Consider the following 16,951-nt stretch of genomic DNA (forward strand, 5'->3'; position numbering starts at 1 on the left):
CGAAAGCCCTATCTAGCAATTTAACCCGCATAGACTTATATAAGCTAAAAAGGATAGCAACTTGTCTTCATGTAAAGAAGCACTGAATATGATTTATCTCAAAATGCAATACTGCTGTAAAAACTTACGCAAATTGACGTATTCAGGCTTTCGAGTTAACCCCCTATATCACAGACAACTTATAAGCCTTTACGAAATAATACTTCATTTACTTTGATCGTCATTCTTAAGCTGTTGAATAAGCGTATCACCAGACCAAAAGAATCTGACACAACCATCATAATTTTCCTTTCTTACACATCGCCCCAAGGGGTCGTATTGATACCGAATCACATCCTGAAATTTCTCTACACCTTTTTCTACTTTTAGATTTTCTATTTTTATCAACTTTTGCTGACAATTATAATGGTATCGAATCCTCTGTGCCCCCTCCCCTCCAACTTCTTCAACACGACCTGTAGAAGAGGTATAACCACGGGATATATTGCCATTATCAACGATTCTATTCTCAATAACTTCTTTGCCAGGAATCTGACTATCAACCTTACTCGTCGAGTTAAGCTTACCTAGGAGACTATCAGCGGGGTCATAAATTAAGAAGGCAAGAAGCTGATCTGAATCACTCTTACAAAAGTTATGAACATTAAAGATATTTTTATTAACCTTGCCGGAATGATTAACTCTGGCAAGTGAACAGCTACTATTCGGCAATAAATTCAAAATATTTGTAACTGTATCAATTGGCCTTTCAAACTTACTGACAATAAAGCCTTGCACATAAACCTGAGGATCATAATTGTCCAGAGGTTTCAACCCTTCGGTTGTTTTTATCAACAAAGAATTGAAATTTCCATTTACTGAGGAGAAGGGTGAATTCTCAGATTCCACAGAATGATCAAAGATAAATTTAACATCTTCTTTTCTGGATAGTGAAGTTGCCGTAAGATTACCTAAAATATCATACTTATAACTGAGCTTACTATCATCTTGCCATTCCGCTACAATACGACCACTAGCATCATATTCCCACTTCAGACTACAGTAATTATTTTTAGCTTCGATCAGTTGCCCTAGGCAATTATATCTAAAGCTATTAACGCCCTCTAGCGTAGTTTCTTTTATTAACTGGCCCAGCAAATCACGTTCAAAGTAGATATCGGTACCAATGCCTGATTGAGAAGCAATTACTTCCGTAGAATTTACTAAGTGGCCAGCGACATTATATGCATAGTGGGTAACACGACCATAGAAATCCTCCTCTTCTATTAATCGATTATTGAGATCATATTTCAGCCGATAACACTCACCCTTTTCATTTATAAGGCAAATTAAATTGCCCTCTCCATCATAATGATATTCTAATTGACTGCCACTGGAACTAGTCTTGCTCTTTATTTGATGGAGTGCGTTATAAGAATAACGCGTATAATTCCCATCCTTATCTAATATTTCTGAAACTAATCCATGCTGGTTAAATCTGCACTGAATATCTGTATCTTTTTGAGCAACCTTAACATTGATCCGACCCTGATCCTCATTCTTGCAAGAAGCCTCTTTCGTCTCAGCAGGCGTTAACAATTCCGTGCGAATATCAACATCATATCTACAATCAATAGATCGTCCGAAGGGGCAACTTATTCTTAATAGCTTATTGCTGCTTCCCCACAGATAACTCGTAACATTACCTAATGAGTCACTAATAGAATTAATCATGCCAGCAGAGGTATAGTCATATTTCACTTGGTTGCCGAGCGGGTCTTCAGCTAGCACCAGCTGTCTTTTTTTGTTGTAACTATACTGCCAACTGCTATCTGATGGATCAGTATACTTTGTGGCGAGACCTTCATTGTTATATTCAATTTGATAATTATTACCGGCCACATCTATCTTCTCGGTCAAGCGACCCTGATTGTCATATCGGAATAACTCCTCACGTATAGTCCCATCAGTACTGGGTAGCCGTACTTTTGTAACGTGACCTAGATCGCTGTATTCATACCACGTTTCTCCACCTTCAGCATCTTGATGGAATGTGAGTAATCCGCGATTATTGAAGTGAAAACGTTGCCGTCCCCCTCTCGTGTCACACATCGTTGCTCCGTGACCACTTTCCTCCCAGATAAATTGATAACTGTAAGCAGCTTTTTCGCCAATAGGGTCCCCCCACTGCCGTATACAATGCGCTGAACTACCCTCAGCATCCCACTGAAAATAGAAACTATAACCAGTTTTTAAAGTTCTTTGTTTAATAAGGCCTTTGTGATAAACATACTTTTCATTATTGCCAACACTGTCTACAGCTTCAGTCAGATTATTTTCACTATCAAAGACATATTGAGCTACTACTTCAGAACTTCCCGAATTATTTTCTTTTGTCAAAGTATTTATAAGGTGACTTTCAGGAGATTCATCAAGCGAGCTAATGTATAAAATTTCACCGGAACTACTCTCGACCGATCTTAAATACTCCCCTGAGTAGTTGAATAAATAAAAGTTATCGTTATCATCCCGAATCTCAGCGAGCTTTAACGCACCAGTTTCACCAGTAGCTTTAAAATGTCTTTGTGCTCCATTGGAAATTCCATATGTCGTAATGATCCAATGCTCATCGTTTACTCGCGTGAGAGTTAATCTCTCATAAATATTATGACTGCGCGAGCTATTTCCGGGAGCTGGCAAGCTAATTATTCTACCTTCAGAATCAAAGAAGAGTATGGGCTTGCCTGGACGCCAAACCAAGCGCTCGCTAAATGTATGAGTCCAGCCACAACCCAATCCGAAATTTCTTGAATTACTACTGCGATAGGTACGAGTTACCGATAAGGGTAGTGCCCCCTCCAATACCAAATCTTCTAAAGTAAACTGAACCTCTCCAGTTTTTAGATTTACAGACCTAGTTACTTCACCAGTAACATTATCGCTCTGACATATATCGGAGTTATAATTTTCACCTACTTCGCTAATGTAGTTATCAGTATCATATGAATAATCCCTGACACAATTTATCTTATAAAATTCAGACTTTACATCATGGGGCACTGTGAAAGCTTGTTCTCTACCCCTTTTATTTTCTCGCAGCTCGTTACCCACTTTGACTTGCACTAAATTTCGACTATTTTTTCGGGGTGCAGCTATTTTGGGGGTTTTCTTTCCGGATACAGCAGTGCTTTTGCCTACTGTCGGATATCCTGAATTTTTAGCAAGTATTTTCCTTTGCTTTTTTGTCCTGGCAAAATCAAACATTAAATCGCCAATATTACGGAAAGCATTCACTAAGCGCTTATTCTTAGTTAAGGATGTTATAGCTACATCTCCCTCAGTCAATGCCGCAAGTGCTATAGTCAAAATGATCTCAAAAGTACCACTTGCAGTTAAGTTTGTGTGCTGCAAGCTATGTTGTGTTTTGATGTAGTCCTGGGCAAAATGAAAAACTGCTCCCCGAAGAGTTGGGTCACTATAAATAACTTCAGCTATGTTGAAACTCAAGCGGAGCTGCTTTTTTGAAACAGAACTGGGATTAAAGCCTAGTACATCAATCACACCTCGATACAGGGAGGTTACACATTCATCAGCTTCTTCTTCTGGAGTTTCTTCATATAAGACATAATTGATTGCTGCAGAGCTAAACTCAAATGATTGACGTGCTGGACTTACTATTTTCTCAACATCAACAGCACTCTTTGACCAAATCGATAAGCGCCACACAGAACTGTCAGTTTCTTTTACTTTCTTTTTTACAGTTGTTACACGCTTCACCCAACTCCAATCAGTTTGCTGGCTAATAAAAGCCTTATCTGCAACTTCCTGCGTAATAATTTGCTGCAAGCCCATACGAATCTTAGCAACCAACTCTGTTTGTAGATCCCCCAATGCCGAATATGGCAGTGGTGCCTCTTCAATAATCAGTTGATCCTGAGTCAATGCCAGATAAATGGCTTTATCCCGCTCATTAAGATAGCCAGGCGCATTACTTAATCGCGATTGAGATGGGGGACGCTCTTGCTCAGGGTCTATATCTGGCGCAAAGGTTGTGTATAAGCCAAGGTACTGGTCATATACTAACTGAAGAGTGTTAGTATCGAACATCCTCAATAATTCAGCAGCATCAATCTTTCTAGAGGGACCTGTTTGGCATATCCATCCAGGCCTCACCGCATAACGAGAGCCCTGAGAGTTTTCGATATAGAGCTGTATCAAAAGTTAAATCCTGTCAACCGCTGACCGACAATTCTACGGTCATCAAAAAACGAATCCATTCGAGGCACCTAAACCAGGTGCCCATCTTCTACATAATCATTTCTACTTGAACGATTTTTCTTTCAAAAGACGAAGAAATACATTTCAGCCTTCTTACATCGGTATTAAAAAATCGCCTGAACCAAGAACAGTTTCTGTGTCCAAAATTTTGACAATGAGTGTGAATTTTAGTAGTGCGTGTTTCAACGCCGGGAGCAATAAGCTCTCGATTCACATTCAAGTCTTCAATATCACAAGCAAAATGTTAAAAGTCAAAATAGCAACATCAAAAGCTATACCAATAGGAAAGCCATAATTCATCCACATTTAAAGACTTTTCAAATGATCTAAACGAAATAGATATAATCCCTATCTAATAGCTACTAGGCCAATCCTCCAAGATACCTAACATACCACCATCTTTCGGAGTGGCTAGAAATTAGGTGAAAGCTAACTTAATTTGTATTGTTGAGATAGGAGAAAACGATTACAGGAGAGTACACTGCATATAGTGCAAGTAAATTTGACTAGGATCAAAGAAAGAAAATCACAGACAAGCGATATATAGCAGCATATTCTGACAAAAAAGTACCATTTAGCGACATTAAATATAGCTTGAAGTTATGGGTGATAAACTAATCTCAAAGAGAACACTTGAACTCTATTAAATTTTTGCCGTAATTTATAGTATTCGCTCAAATGTATAATAAACACCTAATAATGATTCAGCGGTAGAACATATCACGTCTATTACAAGTATCGACATACAAATCGGCTAGATTGTCCAGCCGATCTGTAATGAGCACTAATTGCTAACAGTAAAACTACTCGACTTACCTGAATAGCTGGAGATCTTCCCAGTCCAACCACTCTTCCAGTTACCAAAGTGCTTTATTCGGTAAGTGCCTGATGGCGTATCCTCTCCGATGATCCACTGTCCTTCAGCAAATGAACAGGCCATACAATCAATAGCCGTATCTCGTGTCCAAATAAAGCGTGTATCCAAATCATCATCGGTAAGATAAGTTTCCCAACTACCGTTAACTTTACGCTGCACTTCAATGAACGTACTCTCAGTCTTCGGGTCATTACGGGGATGGCCAGAACGGAAAGTGACAGATACAGTATCGCCAGCACTGTAGCTGGTACCTACATCATCCCAGACTTGACCAAAAGACTCCCACAGGCGTTTATCATCATAAACAACCCCAATTACATTAATGATTTGGTCATCAGACAGATCTTTCGGAGTAGGCCCTGCAGCAATATCTACGCCATTGACCATAGCATGTGTCATTTCGGTATAAATCTGTCTGTAGGCTGCAAGGGTATTGGGGCCGTATATGGTATGTGCTCCCTCATAGTGCTGCCTATCAAACTCTTCAGGGGTAGTTATGTAACCGGAATAGGCATTTGCCAAACCGGCAATCACCACAGTGTTTACACCGCTTCCTTCAAAAGCTGACAAGACTTCTGCTTCAAGACGTCGGCCTGCCATAGTCGTCATTTCACCCGGCGCGGCGACCAAAGCAAGTGAGCCTATGCGAAACATTTGGAAAGGTAGGTAAGGGGTATAAAGTGCTTGGCCTATTACCTCACGCTGTACAAATGTAGGTTTGGGGTACTGGCAGGGGTCATCCTGAGTATCCTCATATACAGCGGCTGCAGAAAATGCACTCATCAGGCCAAAAAGTGGATAACCATTAATCGCTGATTCAAATAGTCCCACATCTCTATCCCAATCCACCCCCTCATTTTCAACAGACATTCCCTCAAAAATACCATCAATATTGCTGGGACCGTCCCAACTTGATCCTGCAGTAAATGACCAGCCAACAGCACCTTCACAAATATCTATTTGCCCCTCACCGGTAAATTCACCTGCTACAGTATAGCCAGGGAAATAGATATGTTGATGTCGATAATCTAATCCACCTTCAAGTTTCACAGTAGCTGATTGGTAAAGAAACTGAGCTTTTGCAACTTGCTTTTCAGCAGATAAAAGTAAACTTTCATACTCAGAATTTCCGCATCCATCCCTAGGGCCACAAATATTCGGAGACGCATCACCTAAATTACTATTGGCAAATGCCGCAGTAAATTGACTTGCAGCACCCTGCTCGGCAGCCCAAGACTCCAGCAACTGACTCGCCGCCCCCTTATTATCCCCGCTAAGTTGCCGCTGCCCTGTCCCTAAAGAGACATTGTGTACTGCAAACCAATTAATAACTCCCAGTGCTTTGTTGTTGGCATCAACCAACTTGAGTTGGGTCATGGTTTTATTGGTATCGTATTGATAGTCGCTTGCATCAGTATTTTCTGAATAAGGGTATGGGTTTCGATTGATACTGGTATCGAGTAGTATCCCCTGCTCAATAAAGATATCACCTGGAGTTAGTCCACTATCTGCTTCAACGATTGACTGAAAAATACCATCAACAATAGCGTCATAGTTATCTTCCGCATAACCGAGAGCACTCATATTCAACATGACATAATGATCATACCCGCCAGGACCTACATGGGTATGTGTAGCAGTCAGCATCACATTCTTTTCGGTGTACTTACTATTACCATAGAGATTTTTTAATTTATCAACGACACCCTGCTTCACGCCCTGCGGAATACCTTGCAGATCTGCTGATACGAATACCAAACGCTCATTTTCAGAGCTATCAGAAATTATGAATGCGCGGGACCATAAACGGGTATGAATTCCCTTGGTTGTCTGCCCCGTTTCTCCATATCCTACCATTCCAACATCTGCTGCTGGGCCAGTTATATCATACTTACCAACACCAACACGCCAGTCAGATGCTATAACAGTAGAAGAAGCTCCAATAAATACTATTAAAGCAATGACGTAACCATTAATTATTTTCATTTTTTCTCCAGAATCTATACACGCAGGAGTACATTCGCCAGTTCACAGAAGTGAACGCGCATCCTTTTCGTTGAAAGTTGATATCTGAATAAGCCACTTCCGATCGACTCGAACGCGGCTCTCTAGATAGTTAGCCAATGTAATCTTGACTTTTATTATCTCATCCTGAAAAGCGGCTTTATTATTTCAAAAATACACATAGTAGCCATAACCTCCCTGCTGTCAGCACACTGGAACTGAGAGTACAGCTCTAGTACGCATGTTCAGAATACCCTAACTGGCTGTATTTGGTAGCACCCGCAGAGTAATTGCCCGCCATAAATCCATTAATTTAGAGTCGAAAGCAAAATAATTTTAAATATGCGAAGATTTTCTGAACTACGGCAAACCTAAATATTTACAATTCAAGCAAGTACAATCTAAAAATGAGTGTAAAGAAAGGATAGATTAGGAGATTTGAATTACGTTTAGAGAGGAAATGTAAAAAACTTTCGCCATTCAAAATTAGCACTCAATCAGTTTCCAATTATATTCCATCGATTGACCTCTTGTTCACAAAAACAATTAAATTAGCAATTAATTAGGCAAACACCTGTACTTAACATTCAAAGTTGTCTTGACAGGAAATAAGGTGGAAGTTGAATATCATTAATAATCGGCCCTTTTAGCATTTGACGCCCCTGACTATAAATATGTGAACTTTATGTAGCTATCAATATCTGACTACTCTGCAGTACTCCATATAGATACATAAATAATGCACGCTAAACTTCTCACCCTCTCAGTTTTTTCCATATTGACCTTCTTATCCCTACCATCCCTGGCCGGTCAAAAGTGCGATGTACAAATGACGATACAGAGCGAATGGGAAGGCGGATATATGGCTTCAGTGGTTGTACGTAATACAGGTACCGAGCCAATAAGTGATTGGGAACTTTCATGGCAATGGCCCTCAGACCAAGAAGTCACACATATATGGAATGCTACTTCAGCGCAGGATGAAAATCTGATCTCTGTAGTTGGAAAACAAGGCTTTATAGGAGTACCCATTGGCCAAGCCCAATCTTTTGGTTTTAATATTCGCTACTCGGGTGGTAAACAGAAGCCTGCTCATATTAACGCTAGTTGCAACAACACTATCAATAAACCAGATCCGACCCCACCTTCACGAGACCTGTTAGACCCCCTTTCACAATACAATTTAATTTTAGGCACTCAAACGATAAACCCTAGGTATACATTTACAGATAAGGGATCACTTGTTGAAAGTGCTGAAGCCATTTATTCAATGGGCTCTAACTTACTCAAGATTGCCCTTTCTCCGAGCCTATATAACGAGCTAAGTAACTCTGGACTCGACTATCAATTCAAGCGGATACTGAAAGAAATACCAGAATTTCAGCAAGTCTTGGAAATGGATTTCTCCATCTACATGTTTTGGGTCGAGGACTCCGGTTCCTGGATGGATAACAAAGGAATGAGTGAAGAAGAGCTAAACTGGCAATATGACAAAATTTATTCGTTGGCTGAATATTTACTAACTGAATATAACGGCTCCGGTAAGACATTCATGATCGGGCATTGGGAAGGCGATTGGAACCTAGTTCAAAAAACTGATGGTACTAGAGATGACAGTCAGGAAACTATCCCTCCTAAGCGTTTACAGGGTCTAATTGACTGGATCAATATTCGACAAGAAGCCATTGACGATGCCAAGGCAAATATCACCCACTCTGACGTTAACTTATATCACTATATTGAGGTCAATAGGGTTGAATCTGCAATGCAGGGCAAAGAACGAATAACCAATGCCGTACTTCCCCATACTAATGTAGATTTGGTGTCTTATTCAGCTTACGATCTCACTACCAAAGAAAAGCATTCAGATTTTGCCACTCTACATAGTGAGTTGACCTCAGCTCTGGAATTTATCAACTCAAATCTTCCCAAAAAATCTGGGCTGCCATTTGAAAAGCGGGTTTTCATTGGCGAATATGGTTACGGAGAGTCCTGGTTTAAGGATTGGGGAGCCCGCTCTGGCGAAGCCCAGGATATGCTATCACGCAATGTAATAAAAACGGCTCTCCAATGGGGTGCTCCATTTATTTTGTACTGGCAAATGTATGACAATGAGTATGATAGCTGGATCAATGAATTCGCTGGCTACTGGCTGATTGACAAGGATGGTAATAAAAAGGAGATTTATAAGACTCACCAAGAGTACTATAAGGACGCGAGAGCATTCTTAGATAACTATTATATGGAAAACTCCTCCCTTCCGTCAGAAAGTGAATTTCGAACCTATGCCTTAAAATGGTTTGAATCATCGAAAACCCCACCACAACAGCCCAAACCTGACACTCCCCCTACTGTACCGGAAGAACCCGGTGAACCTTCAGGCCAGTGTAATGTGGAATATACAGTTCAAAACGATTGGGGGAATGGTTTTATGGCAAATGTGGTTATTTATAATAAAGGAAAGACTTCTCTTGATAAATGGCAGCTACAGTGGAACTGGCAAGGTAACCAATCAATCACACACTTCTGGAATGCACAAATCGCAGAAAGTAACGGGACAATAACTGTTACTAGTGAATCATCTATTCCGGCAGGAGAGGCCCAGGCTTTTGGGTTTAATGCAGATTACTCTGGAGAAAACATCCCACCAATTATAATTGGCAACTGCACGGGTACACTCACAACTGAACCTTCACAACCTAGTCAGCCCCCCAATCAGCCCAATGAACATTCAGATAATAGCAGTATTAAGCTATGGTTTATTGGTGATTCGATTACTTACGGCATGACAACACTCCCTTATAATTCAAACGGATTTCGTAGCCAGATCTGGGGCTATCTTGCCAAAGCAGCCGATGGCAACTCAATCTTTCCTATAGATCAAGAATCTACCAGTGAGCAGCTAATTCTAAAATACAATGGAAAACAACTAGAAACGATTGGCACTATCACTGGACCAACAGGCCCTGATGATATGTCTCAACAGACCAAGAATTACTGGCACTCTGGGATACCTGGAGCTACAACCAGCGATTTACTTTGCTATCTTGATCCGATAGGCCATCAAATCACCCCTGGCTACAATTTCACCAACTGCCTCAATTCCATCAAGAACTTCAATCAATTTCTCATCGAAATGTGCAGGGAGAGCGAAACTAGTACAGGCTGGCTCACTAATCAAGCCTGCAATTTAATGCGGGATATAACCTCTGAGGATAGCGTTGTCATACCTATACAGCTCGGCACTAACGACATCACCTTCCTTAGCATGAATAATGCGATTGATTGTAGCCTTCCCATACAAGAAAATAGTGAATCCGCCCAGAAGCTAAATATGGTCGTTAGTAAGATAATATCATCACCCAATAATATTCAAGGCATATCAATAATAGATAGAATACAAAATTACTTTGAGAGCATAGATATTCCAACTGAGAAAATTGCATTCGTAATTTCAACTATCCCTCGTCGAAGTGATTTAGACGGACAAGATCCGAAAAATTACTGCACGGACTTTTATAATCAAAAAATCAGGAAGTCACTATCAGAGGCCTCCAATACCAAAAATATTTTCTTAGCAGACCAAGGAAATATTGTCCCAACTGGAGACCCGGTACACCCTACAACTGAGGGCCACAAGATTATGGCTTGCAACTTACTTTATGGTAAAAATCTTGGCCATTCAGATATTCCTTCTTGTATTCTTCCCAGTAACATCCCAGATAAAGGGCTATTGAAAGCAATAGATCATGTATCCAATTAGCTAGGATTTCGCTTAACAGGCCCTGATTAGAAATTTTCAGGGCGCTGCTTTTACTCACCAATAACTTTGGGAGCCTTTATAAACCCGCCTTCTATAGTAGCCGGTCTAACTCTGAACCAGATTTAAGAACTGCTTCCTATATTCTGCCCAAATCACTTTCCCTGAGAAATTACTTAAATCAACTTTTTTTAATTTTGAACCCGATAGAATTGACAAAAACATTGATTCCAGCTTTTTTACTGCATCATTACAGTCTGAATAACAGAAGTTTTCGGAATAGAACTCTGGGTAGCACTGTTCATCTGGCACCAGTGGAGTCGCACCAAGAATAGCTGCTTCCATCACCGCCAGCCCCTGGAATTCATGGTAAGCCGTAGAAAGGAATATATGGCTATGTCGCAGTACTTGACGATAGTCTTCAGCGCTTTCGAGATACCCGAGTACCAATAAATGGTCGGCAAACTCTTCTTGTATTTGAGCAAACTCAGCAGGGCTATTACGAAATGACTGCCCCATTAGATTAACAAGAAACTTAACATTTCTGGCTTTCAAGCCCCGAAGGATATCCAGCAATCGGTCCGCGCCTTTGTCATATTCCCAACGGGCCGCCCAACTGATAATCAAAGTATCTTGACCTATCCCGCCCCCATAAATGCTCTCTGCGCAGGAGCTCCAGGAAAAGGCCTCTTCAGTTTTCGCACTATCAAAAACGATGTCTTCTATTGGCACAGGAAGAAGTCGCGACTTTTCCTCAATCTCCTCACAAATTCCGGGAGGAACACAATCAGGAAAGCGCTTGAGTAATTTCTTTACTCCTCCTAACAAGGTACTGCGGTTGTATTCAGAGTTGAACAAGACCAGATCACTGGACAAGGCCGTGTAAATATTCAACAACTGGGGTTCTACCGATCGAAACGCATCAGAGCTCACTGGGTAAGCAAATTGATTCTCATGAAAATATACAACTGTAGGCACCCCAACGATTTCGGGAACTAAACCGCGCAAGGCACTTAGATCGGTCATTGAGGTTGTAACAATAAGGTCCCAACGCTGCTTCAATATTTGCGCAGTTTCCCCTCGGCCCCAGGAAAGGCTATTACCGCGAATTCGCCAGCTAAAGTATCGCGGTGGTAAGGTTAGTACGGTCCATTGCCAATCAGAAAATGCCGCTACCAGCCCTTTACGCCAACGCTTGTGACTGTCCGCATCATAAGCGGAGAGTAATAAAACTTTCATTAAATAGTAACAAGAAGAAGCGGCACCGGGATCAAACTTAACCCCGGTAACTATTGATTGGAGGGATTAATCGAAAGAGCGCACATTCATTAATCGTGCAAACAAGCTGGAAGTATCCCAACGAGCACCACCAATAGCTTGTACCTCACTATAAAACTGATCTACCAGGGCAGTTACGGGCAGTAAAGCTCCGTTATGTTGTGCCTCTTGAAGGACTATAGCCAAATCCTTACGCATCCAGTCCACAGCAAAACCGTGGTCATACTCGCCAGCTAACATAGTTTTTGAGCGGTTTTCCATTTGCCAGCTCTGTGCCGCCCCCTTGGATATCACATTGACAACCTGCTCTCCATCGAGGCCAGCTGCCTTGGCAAAATGTAAACCTTCAGCAAGCCCCTGAACGACACCCGCGATACAAATTTGATTGACCATTTTACACAGCTGGCCGCTACCTACTGGCCCCATCAGGTTGCTTGCCCGCGCATAACAGTCGATAAGAGGTTGCACTTTATCAAAGTCTGCCTTATCTCCCCCAAACATAACCGTTAAAGCACCATTCTCAGCGCCGGCCTGGCCTCCAGAGACAGGTGCATCCAGAAAACCGATTCCCTTTTCGCTGGCTGCAACTGCCAATTCCCGAGCAACATTGGCAGAGGCTGTTGTATGATCTACAAACAAAGCCCCGTCACCCATACTCGTGAATGCCCCCTGCTCTCCTGTCACCACCTGGCGGAGATCGTTGTCATTGCCTACACAGGCAAAAACAACCTCCGCGCCCTTTGCGGCTTCAGCGGGCGTTGCAAAGCTCTCTCCATCATATTCTTGTAGCCATTGATCCGCACGGCTAACAGTGCGATTGTAAATTCGCACCATGTGGCCAGCATTAGAAAGATGCCCCGCCATGGGATATCCCATCACCCCCAAGCCAATAAATGCAACTGTTGCCATTTCCTCTACCCCCATACCATCCAAATAAGTATTACACCGAGAACCAAGCGATAAATCGCGAATGGAGCCATCCCAATGCGGCTAATAAATTGAAGGAAAAAATGAATACACAAATAAGCACTAATACAAGATAAAACGGTACCAAGCAGCAAGTCATTCCATGGAACACTTTCCAGCGCAAGTAATTCAATCGTTAACAAAATAGCGCTGAGGGCAATAACAGGAATAGACATCAGGAACGAAAAGCGCGCTGCAGCCTCTCTCTTCATGCCAAGCATCAAACCAGCAGTCATTGTGATACCAGAGCGGGAGGTGCCAGGGATTAGGGCCAACACCTGTGATAAGCCAATCAGAAGTGCTTTTTTCCAATTTAACTGGGCTAGAGATTCGACCCTGCGCCCCTTTGCATCAGCCCACCAGAGTAAAATACCAAAGCCAATAGTCGTAGCAGCGATAACACCGGCTGAACGCAGGTGAGTTTCTATGAACCCTTTGAATACCAGGCCTATCAGTCCCACAGGTATAGTGGCGAGAACAATTAACCAGGCCAGCCGCCCCTCATCGGTAAATTGTTTATCCGTAAATCCTCCTAGACCATCCCTAATCAGCACCCAAATATCTTTGCGGAAATAGAAAACTACTGCCAGTAAAGAGCCAAAATGAACAGCAACATCGAAGGCCAGCCCCTGGTCCTGCCAACCCAATACCTCAGAAGGTAAGATCAAGTGCGCGGAACTGGAGATGGGCAGAAACTCTGTCAGCCCCTGTATCAGGGCCAAAATTACAATCTGAAATGTTTCCATGTGTTATTAAGATCGGATTTTTTGTCTTTTCTTCCAAGTCACTTCATTGCGCAAATAAACAGGCTCAAGCTCTTCAGCGGTCACTGTATGACCCTGCTCCCATAGTGGTACTGCCAGCTGCGCTATATCCCGAGCGTGAATGAGACTGGCTTGATCAACGGCAGCCAATAACGCCCCTTCAAAAGCCTCATAATGTAATCCCGGGCCCGCCCCATAGATCGGAGTACAAATCTCCGATTTCTCTAAAGACAGCAGAACCTCCTCCGGGTTCTGTACCGCCTCCGGGATCAAGCTATCGCAGGGAGAGTCACTGGAGTAAACCCCCCAATATACTTGTTGCATACGAGCATCCAGCATTGCCACGACCGGTGACTGTCCCCAGTCCGGGTGCGATCGCCGAGCTCCAAGTGCTAGGGCTGCGAGGCTGGAAACCGGAACCACTGGTAGATCTGCAGCATAAGCCAACCCCTGCACACTACTAATTGCTATACGGAGACCAGTAAATGACCCCGGCCCGCGGCTGACAGCAAGAGCATCCAGGCCTGCCAGCTTTATGCCGGCTTCTGCGAGAACGTCATCCACCATTGGCAAAAGGCGACGAGTGTGATCGCGCTCTGCCTGTACAAAACGCTCAATCAGCTGGCCATCAGATATGAGAGCAACAGAACAGGCGCCCGACGTTGTATCCAGGGCAAGTATTTTCACAGCGTTCTTAATCCTGGTCATAAAAAAGGGAGGGAATTGTGGCACGGGAGCGGAGGGGAGTCATGCCCAATATCGCAATCCGCAACTAAAAAACCCCGGACTAACCGGGGTTTATGAGGAGCCTGCCAAAGTTCACATCGTTGAGCCCATATATATGACCCTAGGCGGCCTTTTTCGGTGGCCGACCTCGACGGGCAGCACCAGCCTTCGGTGGACGGCCGCGACGGGCTGGAGCCTTCTTAGCAGCTGCTGTCGCAGTCGCTTTCTTGGGTCGTCCGACTCTTTTTGCTGGCTTAGCCGCTGAAGTTGCCTTCTTTGGACGGCCGGCTTTTTTCGCCGTCGCTGTAGCGGCCTTCTTGGGGCGTCCGGGCTTTTTCGCTGCTGTGGCCTTGGCTGCAGGTTTCTTCTTGGCCTTTTGAGTTTCGGCTTTTAATTTGGCTTTAGCCTTCTTCTCTAACTCTTTAACTTTAGCGGCAGCTTTCTTTGCAGCTGCTTTAACCTTAGCTTCAGCCTTCTTCTCAGCAGCCTTCAATTTCTTGGCATGAGCCTTTTCTTTGGTTTTTACCCAGCGTGTTTCAAATGCCTTGAGTGCGGCAGCTAACTCTTTATCTGCTTTGCTGGAGAGGCTCTTAGAGAGACTTTCCACCTTTTCTTTTGCAGCAGCTTCAGCCATATGTACGGCATCCATAGCCTTAGCTTTGGCAAGATCCATCTTTGCCGCTGCCAGCTTGGCGCGTAAATCCTTTGCCTTACTATTGGCACTGGCCAGCGAAGTTTTCGCTGTTGCCGCATTACTTTTCTGCGCTCGAGCCTTAGCCTTAGCAACACGGTCCATTTGCGCATCCAGCGATTTGGTCGCTGAATCTACCGCCTTCTGCGCTTTCACGACCGCTGGCGACGCTGCGGTCGCACTAGTTGCTCGTTTCGCGCGTGTACCTTTTTTTACTACTCTTGCCATCCCTTGTCTCCTCACTGAAAGAAGAAGTACATCCAAAAGTGTGCCGGCAGCATTGCCTTTTAGCTATCGAATAAAAACTGGAATCGGCCGTTTTTATTACTTATGCAGAGCGCCGCACCGCCTATTTCGATACAACTTTATCAAAGTTAATAAAAATACCCGGCATTGCAAGTAAAAAAGCGAAAAATGAGAAACTTTTTATAAAAAAAGTATATTTTTCTTATCAATTTTCACTTTTGGGTCCCGTTTTAGCACTTTGGTAGAAATTATTTTGTCCCATTGAGCTTAGTTTGCACAATTCCCGCAAGCGCCTCTATATGATCCTCACGCAAATTTAATGCAGGAATATATCGGTAGTCACTGCCCCCAGCATCAATAAAATTAGCGCGATTCTCTACCGAAATTTCTTCCAATGTTTCCAGGCAATCCGCAGAAAAAGCCGGGCAAATTACATCGACACTACTAACTCCTGTTTTACCCCATTCAATAAGGGTCTTATCGGTGTATGGCTGCAACCACTCTGCCTTACCAAAGCGCGATTGAAATGTGACTTGCCACTTATCCTCACTGATTTCTAGTTCATCCGCTAATAACCGTGCGGTTTCCATGCAATGGCGATAATAGGGGTCCCCCTTATCAACATTGGCTTTTGGGATACCGTGAAATGAAAGTAACAATTTTTCCGCTGGCCCTGCTTTTTCCCAGTGTTCTTTTACTGAATTGGCCAGGGATTTTATGTAGAGGGGATTTTGGTAATAATCTCGAATCAGAGAAATATCCGGAATATCGCGACTATTGCGAAAAATTTGCGCCACCTGATCATAAATTGCTGCAGTTGTGGTAGCCGAATATTGGGGATATAGGGGAAGCACTATAAAAGACTCAAAACCTTTCTTGCGCAGAGTTTCTATGGTGTTGTCGAGGCGGGGCTCACCATAAGTCATGGCATATTCAACAGCGACATCGCAACCTTTTACTTTTAAACGCTGCTGCAACAGCTCTGCTTGCTTCTGCGTATAGTAGAGAAGCGGCGATCCTTCCACTTTTGTTTCATCTGCACTGCTATTCCATATTTCCGCATAGGCAGGGGCAATACGTTGTGGACGAAAAGGCAGTACCAAGCAGTTCAATATGGTCAGCCAGATTGGCCGCGGTATCTCGACAACCCTCGGATCTGAAAGGAATTCCCGCAAAAAACTTCTTACTCCTGTAGGTGTGGGCTCAGCTGGAGTACCTAAATTCATCAAAATTATTGCCGTAGACATAAACCGCCCCGTTAGAAATCTTATCCTTTCAAGAAATCCTGCCAGTTATCGGGCAGGGAAGAGCGCATACTGCCAGGCCAATACCGCCGTGATCAACTCGCTCTATATCACTTCTGGAGATACAAAAAAGCCCCC

General features: G+C 43.1%; 9 protein-coding genes. 1 reads left to right on the plus strand and 8 read right to left on the minus strand.

The annotated features are described in order from the left end of the window. Positions 1 to 204: 204 nt before the first annotated feature. Together ACJJIN_RS10350 and ACJJIN_RS10355 are read right to left on the minus strand one after the other, a co-directional pair. Positions 205 to 4,197, minus strand: a complete 3,993-nt coding sequence (locus ACJJIN_RS10350; protein ID WP_444897991.1) for a DUF6531 domain-containing protein — start codon at positions 4,195 to 4,197, stop codon at positions 205 to 207. Positions 4,198 to 5,041: 844 nt separating this feature from the next. Next, the gene (locus ACJJIN_RS10355) at positions 5,042 to 7,120 is read right to left on the minus strand and encodes a neutral/alkaline ceramidase (RefSeq protein ID WP_444897992.1); all 2,079 of its coding nucleotides are present in this window, start codon (positions 7,118 to 7,120) and stop codon (positions 5,042 to 5,044) included. Between the two features lie 757 nt (positions 7,121 to 7,877). Here ACJJIN_RS10355 and ACJJIN_RS10360 point away from each other — a divergent pair. Further along, positions 7,878 to 10,901, plus strand: a complete 3,024-nt coding sequence (locus tag ACJJIN_RS10360) for a cellulose binding domain-containing protein (RefSeq protein ID WP_444897993.1) — start codon at positions 7,878 to 7,880, stop codon at positions 10,899 to 10,901. Between the two features lie 105 nt (positions 10,902 to 11,006). Here ACJJIN_RS10360 and ACJJIN_RS10365 read toward each other — a convergent pair whose 3' ends face one another. From ACJJIN_RS10365 to hemH, 6 genes are all read right to left on the minus strand, one after another. Continuing rightward, on the minus strand, positions 11,007 to 12,137 hold the full coding sequence (locus ACJJIN_RS10365; RefSeq protein ID WP_444897994.1) for a tRNA-queuosine alpha-mannosyltransferase domain-containing protein: 1,131 nt from the start codon (positions 12,135 to 12,137) through the stop codon (positions 11,007 to 11,009). A gap of 66 nt (positions 12,138 to 12,203) precedes the next feature. Further along, entirely contained in the window at positions 12,204 to 13,085 is an 882-nt protein-coding gene (locus tag ACJJIN_RS10370; RefSeq protein WP_444897995.1) for an NAD(P)-dependent oxidoreductase, read from the minus strand. A gap of 5 nt (positions 13,086 to 13,090) precedes the next feature. Then, positions 13,091 to 13,888, minus strand: coding sequence for an undecaprenyl-diphosphate phosphatase (locus ACJJIN_RS10375; RefSeq protein WP_282931976.1), 798 nt, complete (start codon positions 13,886 to 13,888; stop codon positions 13,091 to 13,093). 6 nt (positions 13,889 to 13,894) lie between these two features. Continuing rightward, positions 13,895 to 14,593: a tRNA (adenosine(37)-N6)-threonylcarbamoyltransferase complex dimerization subunit type 1 TsaB gene (gene tsaB, locus ACJJIN_RS10380; RefSeq protein WP_444897996.1), complete on the minus strand. Its 699-nt coding sequence runs from the start codon at positions 14,591 to 14,593 to the stop codon at positions 13,895 to 13,897. A gap of 160 nt (positions 14,594 to 14,753) precedes the next feature. Next, a complete protein-coding gene (locus tag ACJJIN_RS10385) occupies positions 14,754 to 15,551 on the minus strand; it encodes a hypothetical protein (RefSeq protein WP_444897997.1) in 798 nt (265 codons plus the stop codon). 266 nt (positions 15,552 to 15,817) lie between these two features. Further along, positions 15,818 to 16,816: a ferrochelatase gene (hemH, locus tag ACJJIN_RS10390; RefSeq protein ID WP_444897998.1), complete on the minus strand. Its 999-nt coding sequence runs from the start codon at positions 16,814 to 16,816 to the stop codon at positions 15,818 to 15,820. Positions 16,817 to 16,951 lie beyond the last annotated feature (135 nt).

It is taken from the genome of Microbulbifer maximicatervae (SeqCode), from assembly GCF_052467505.1.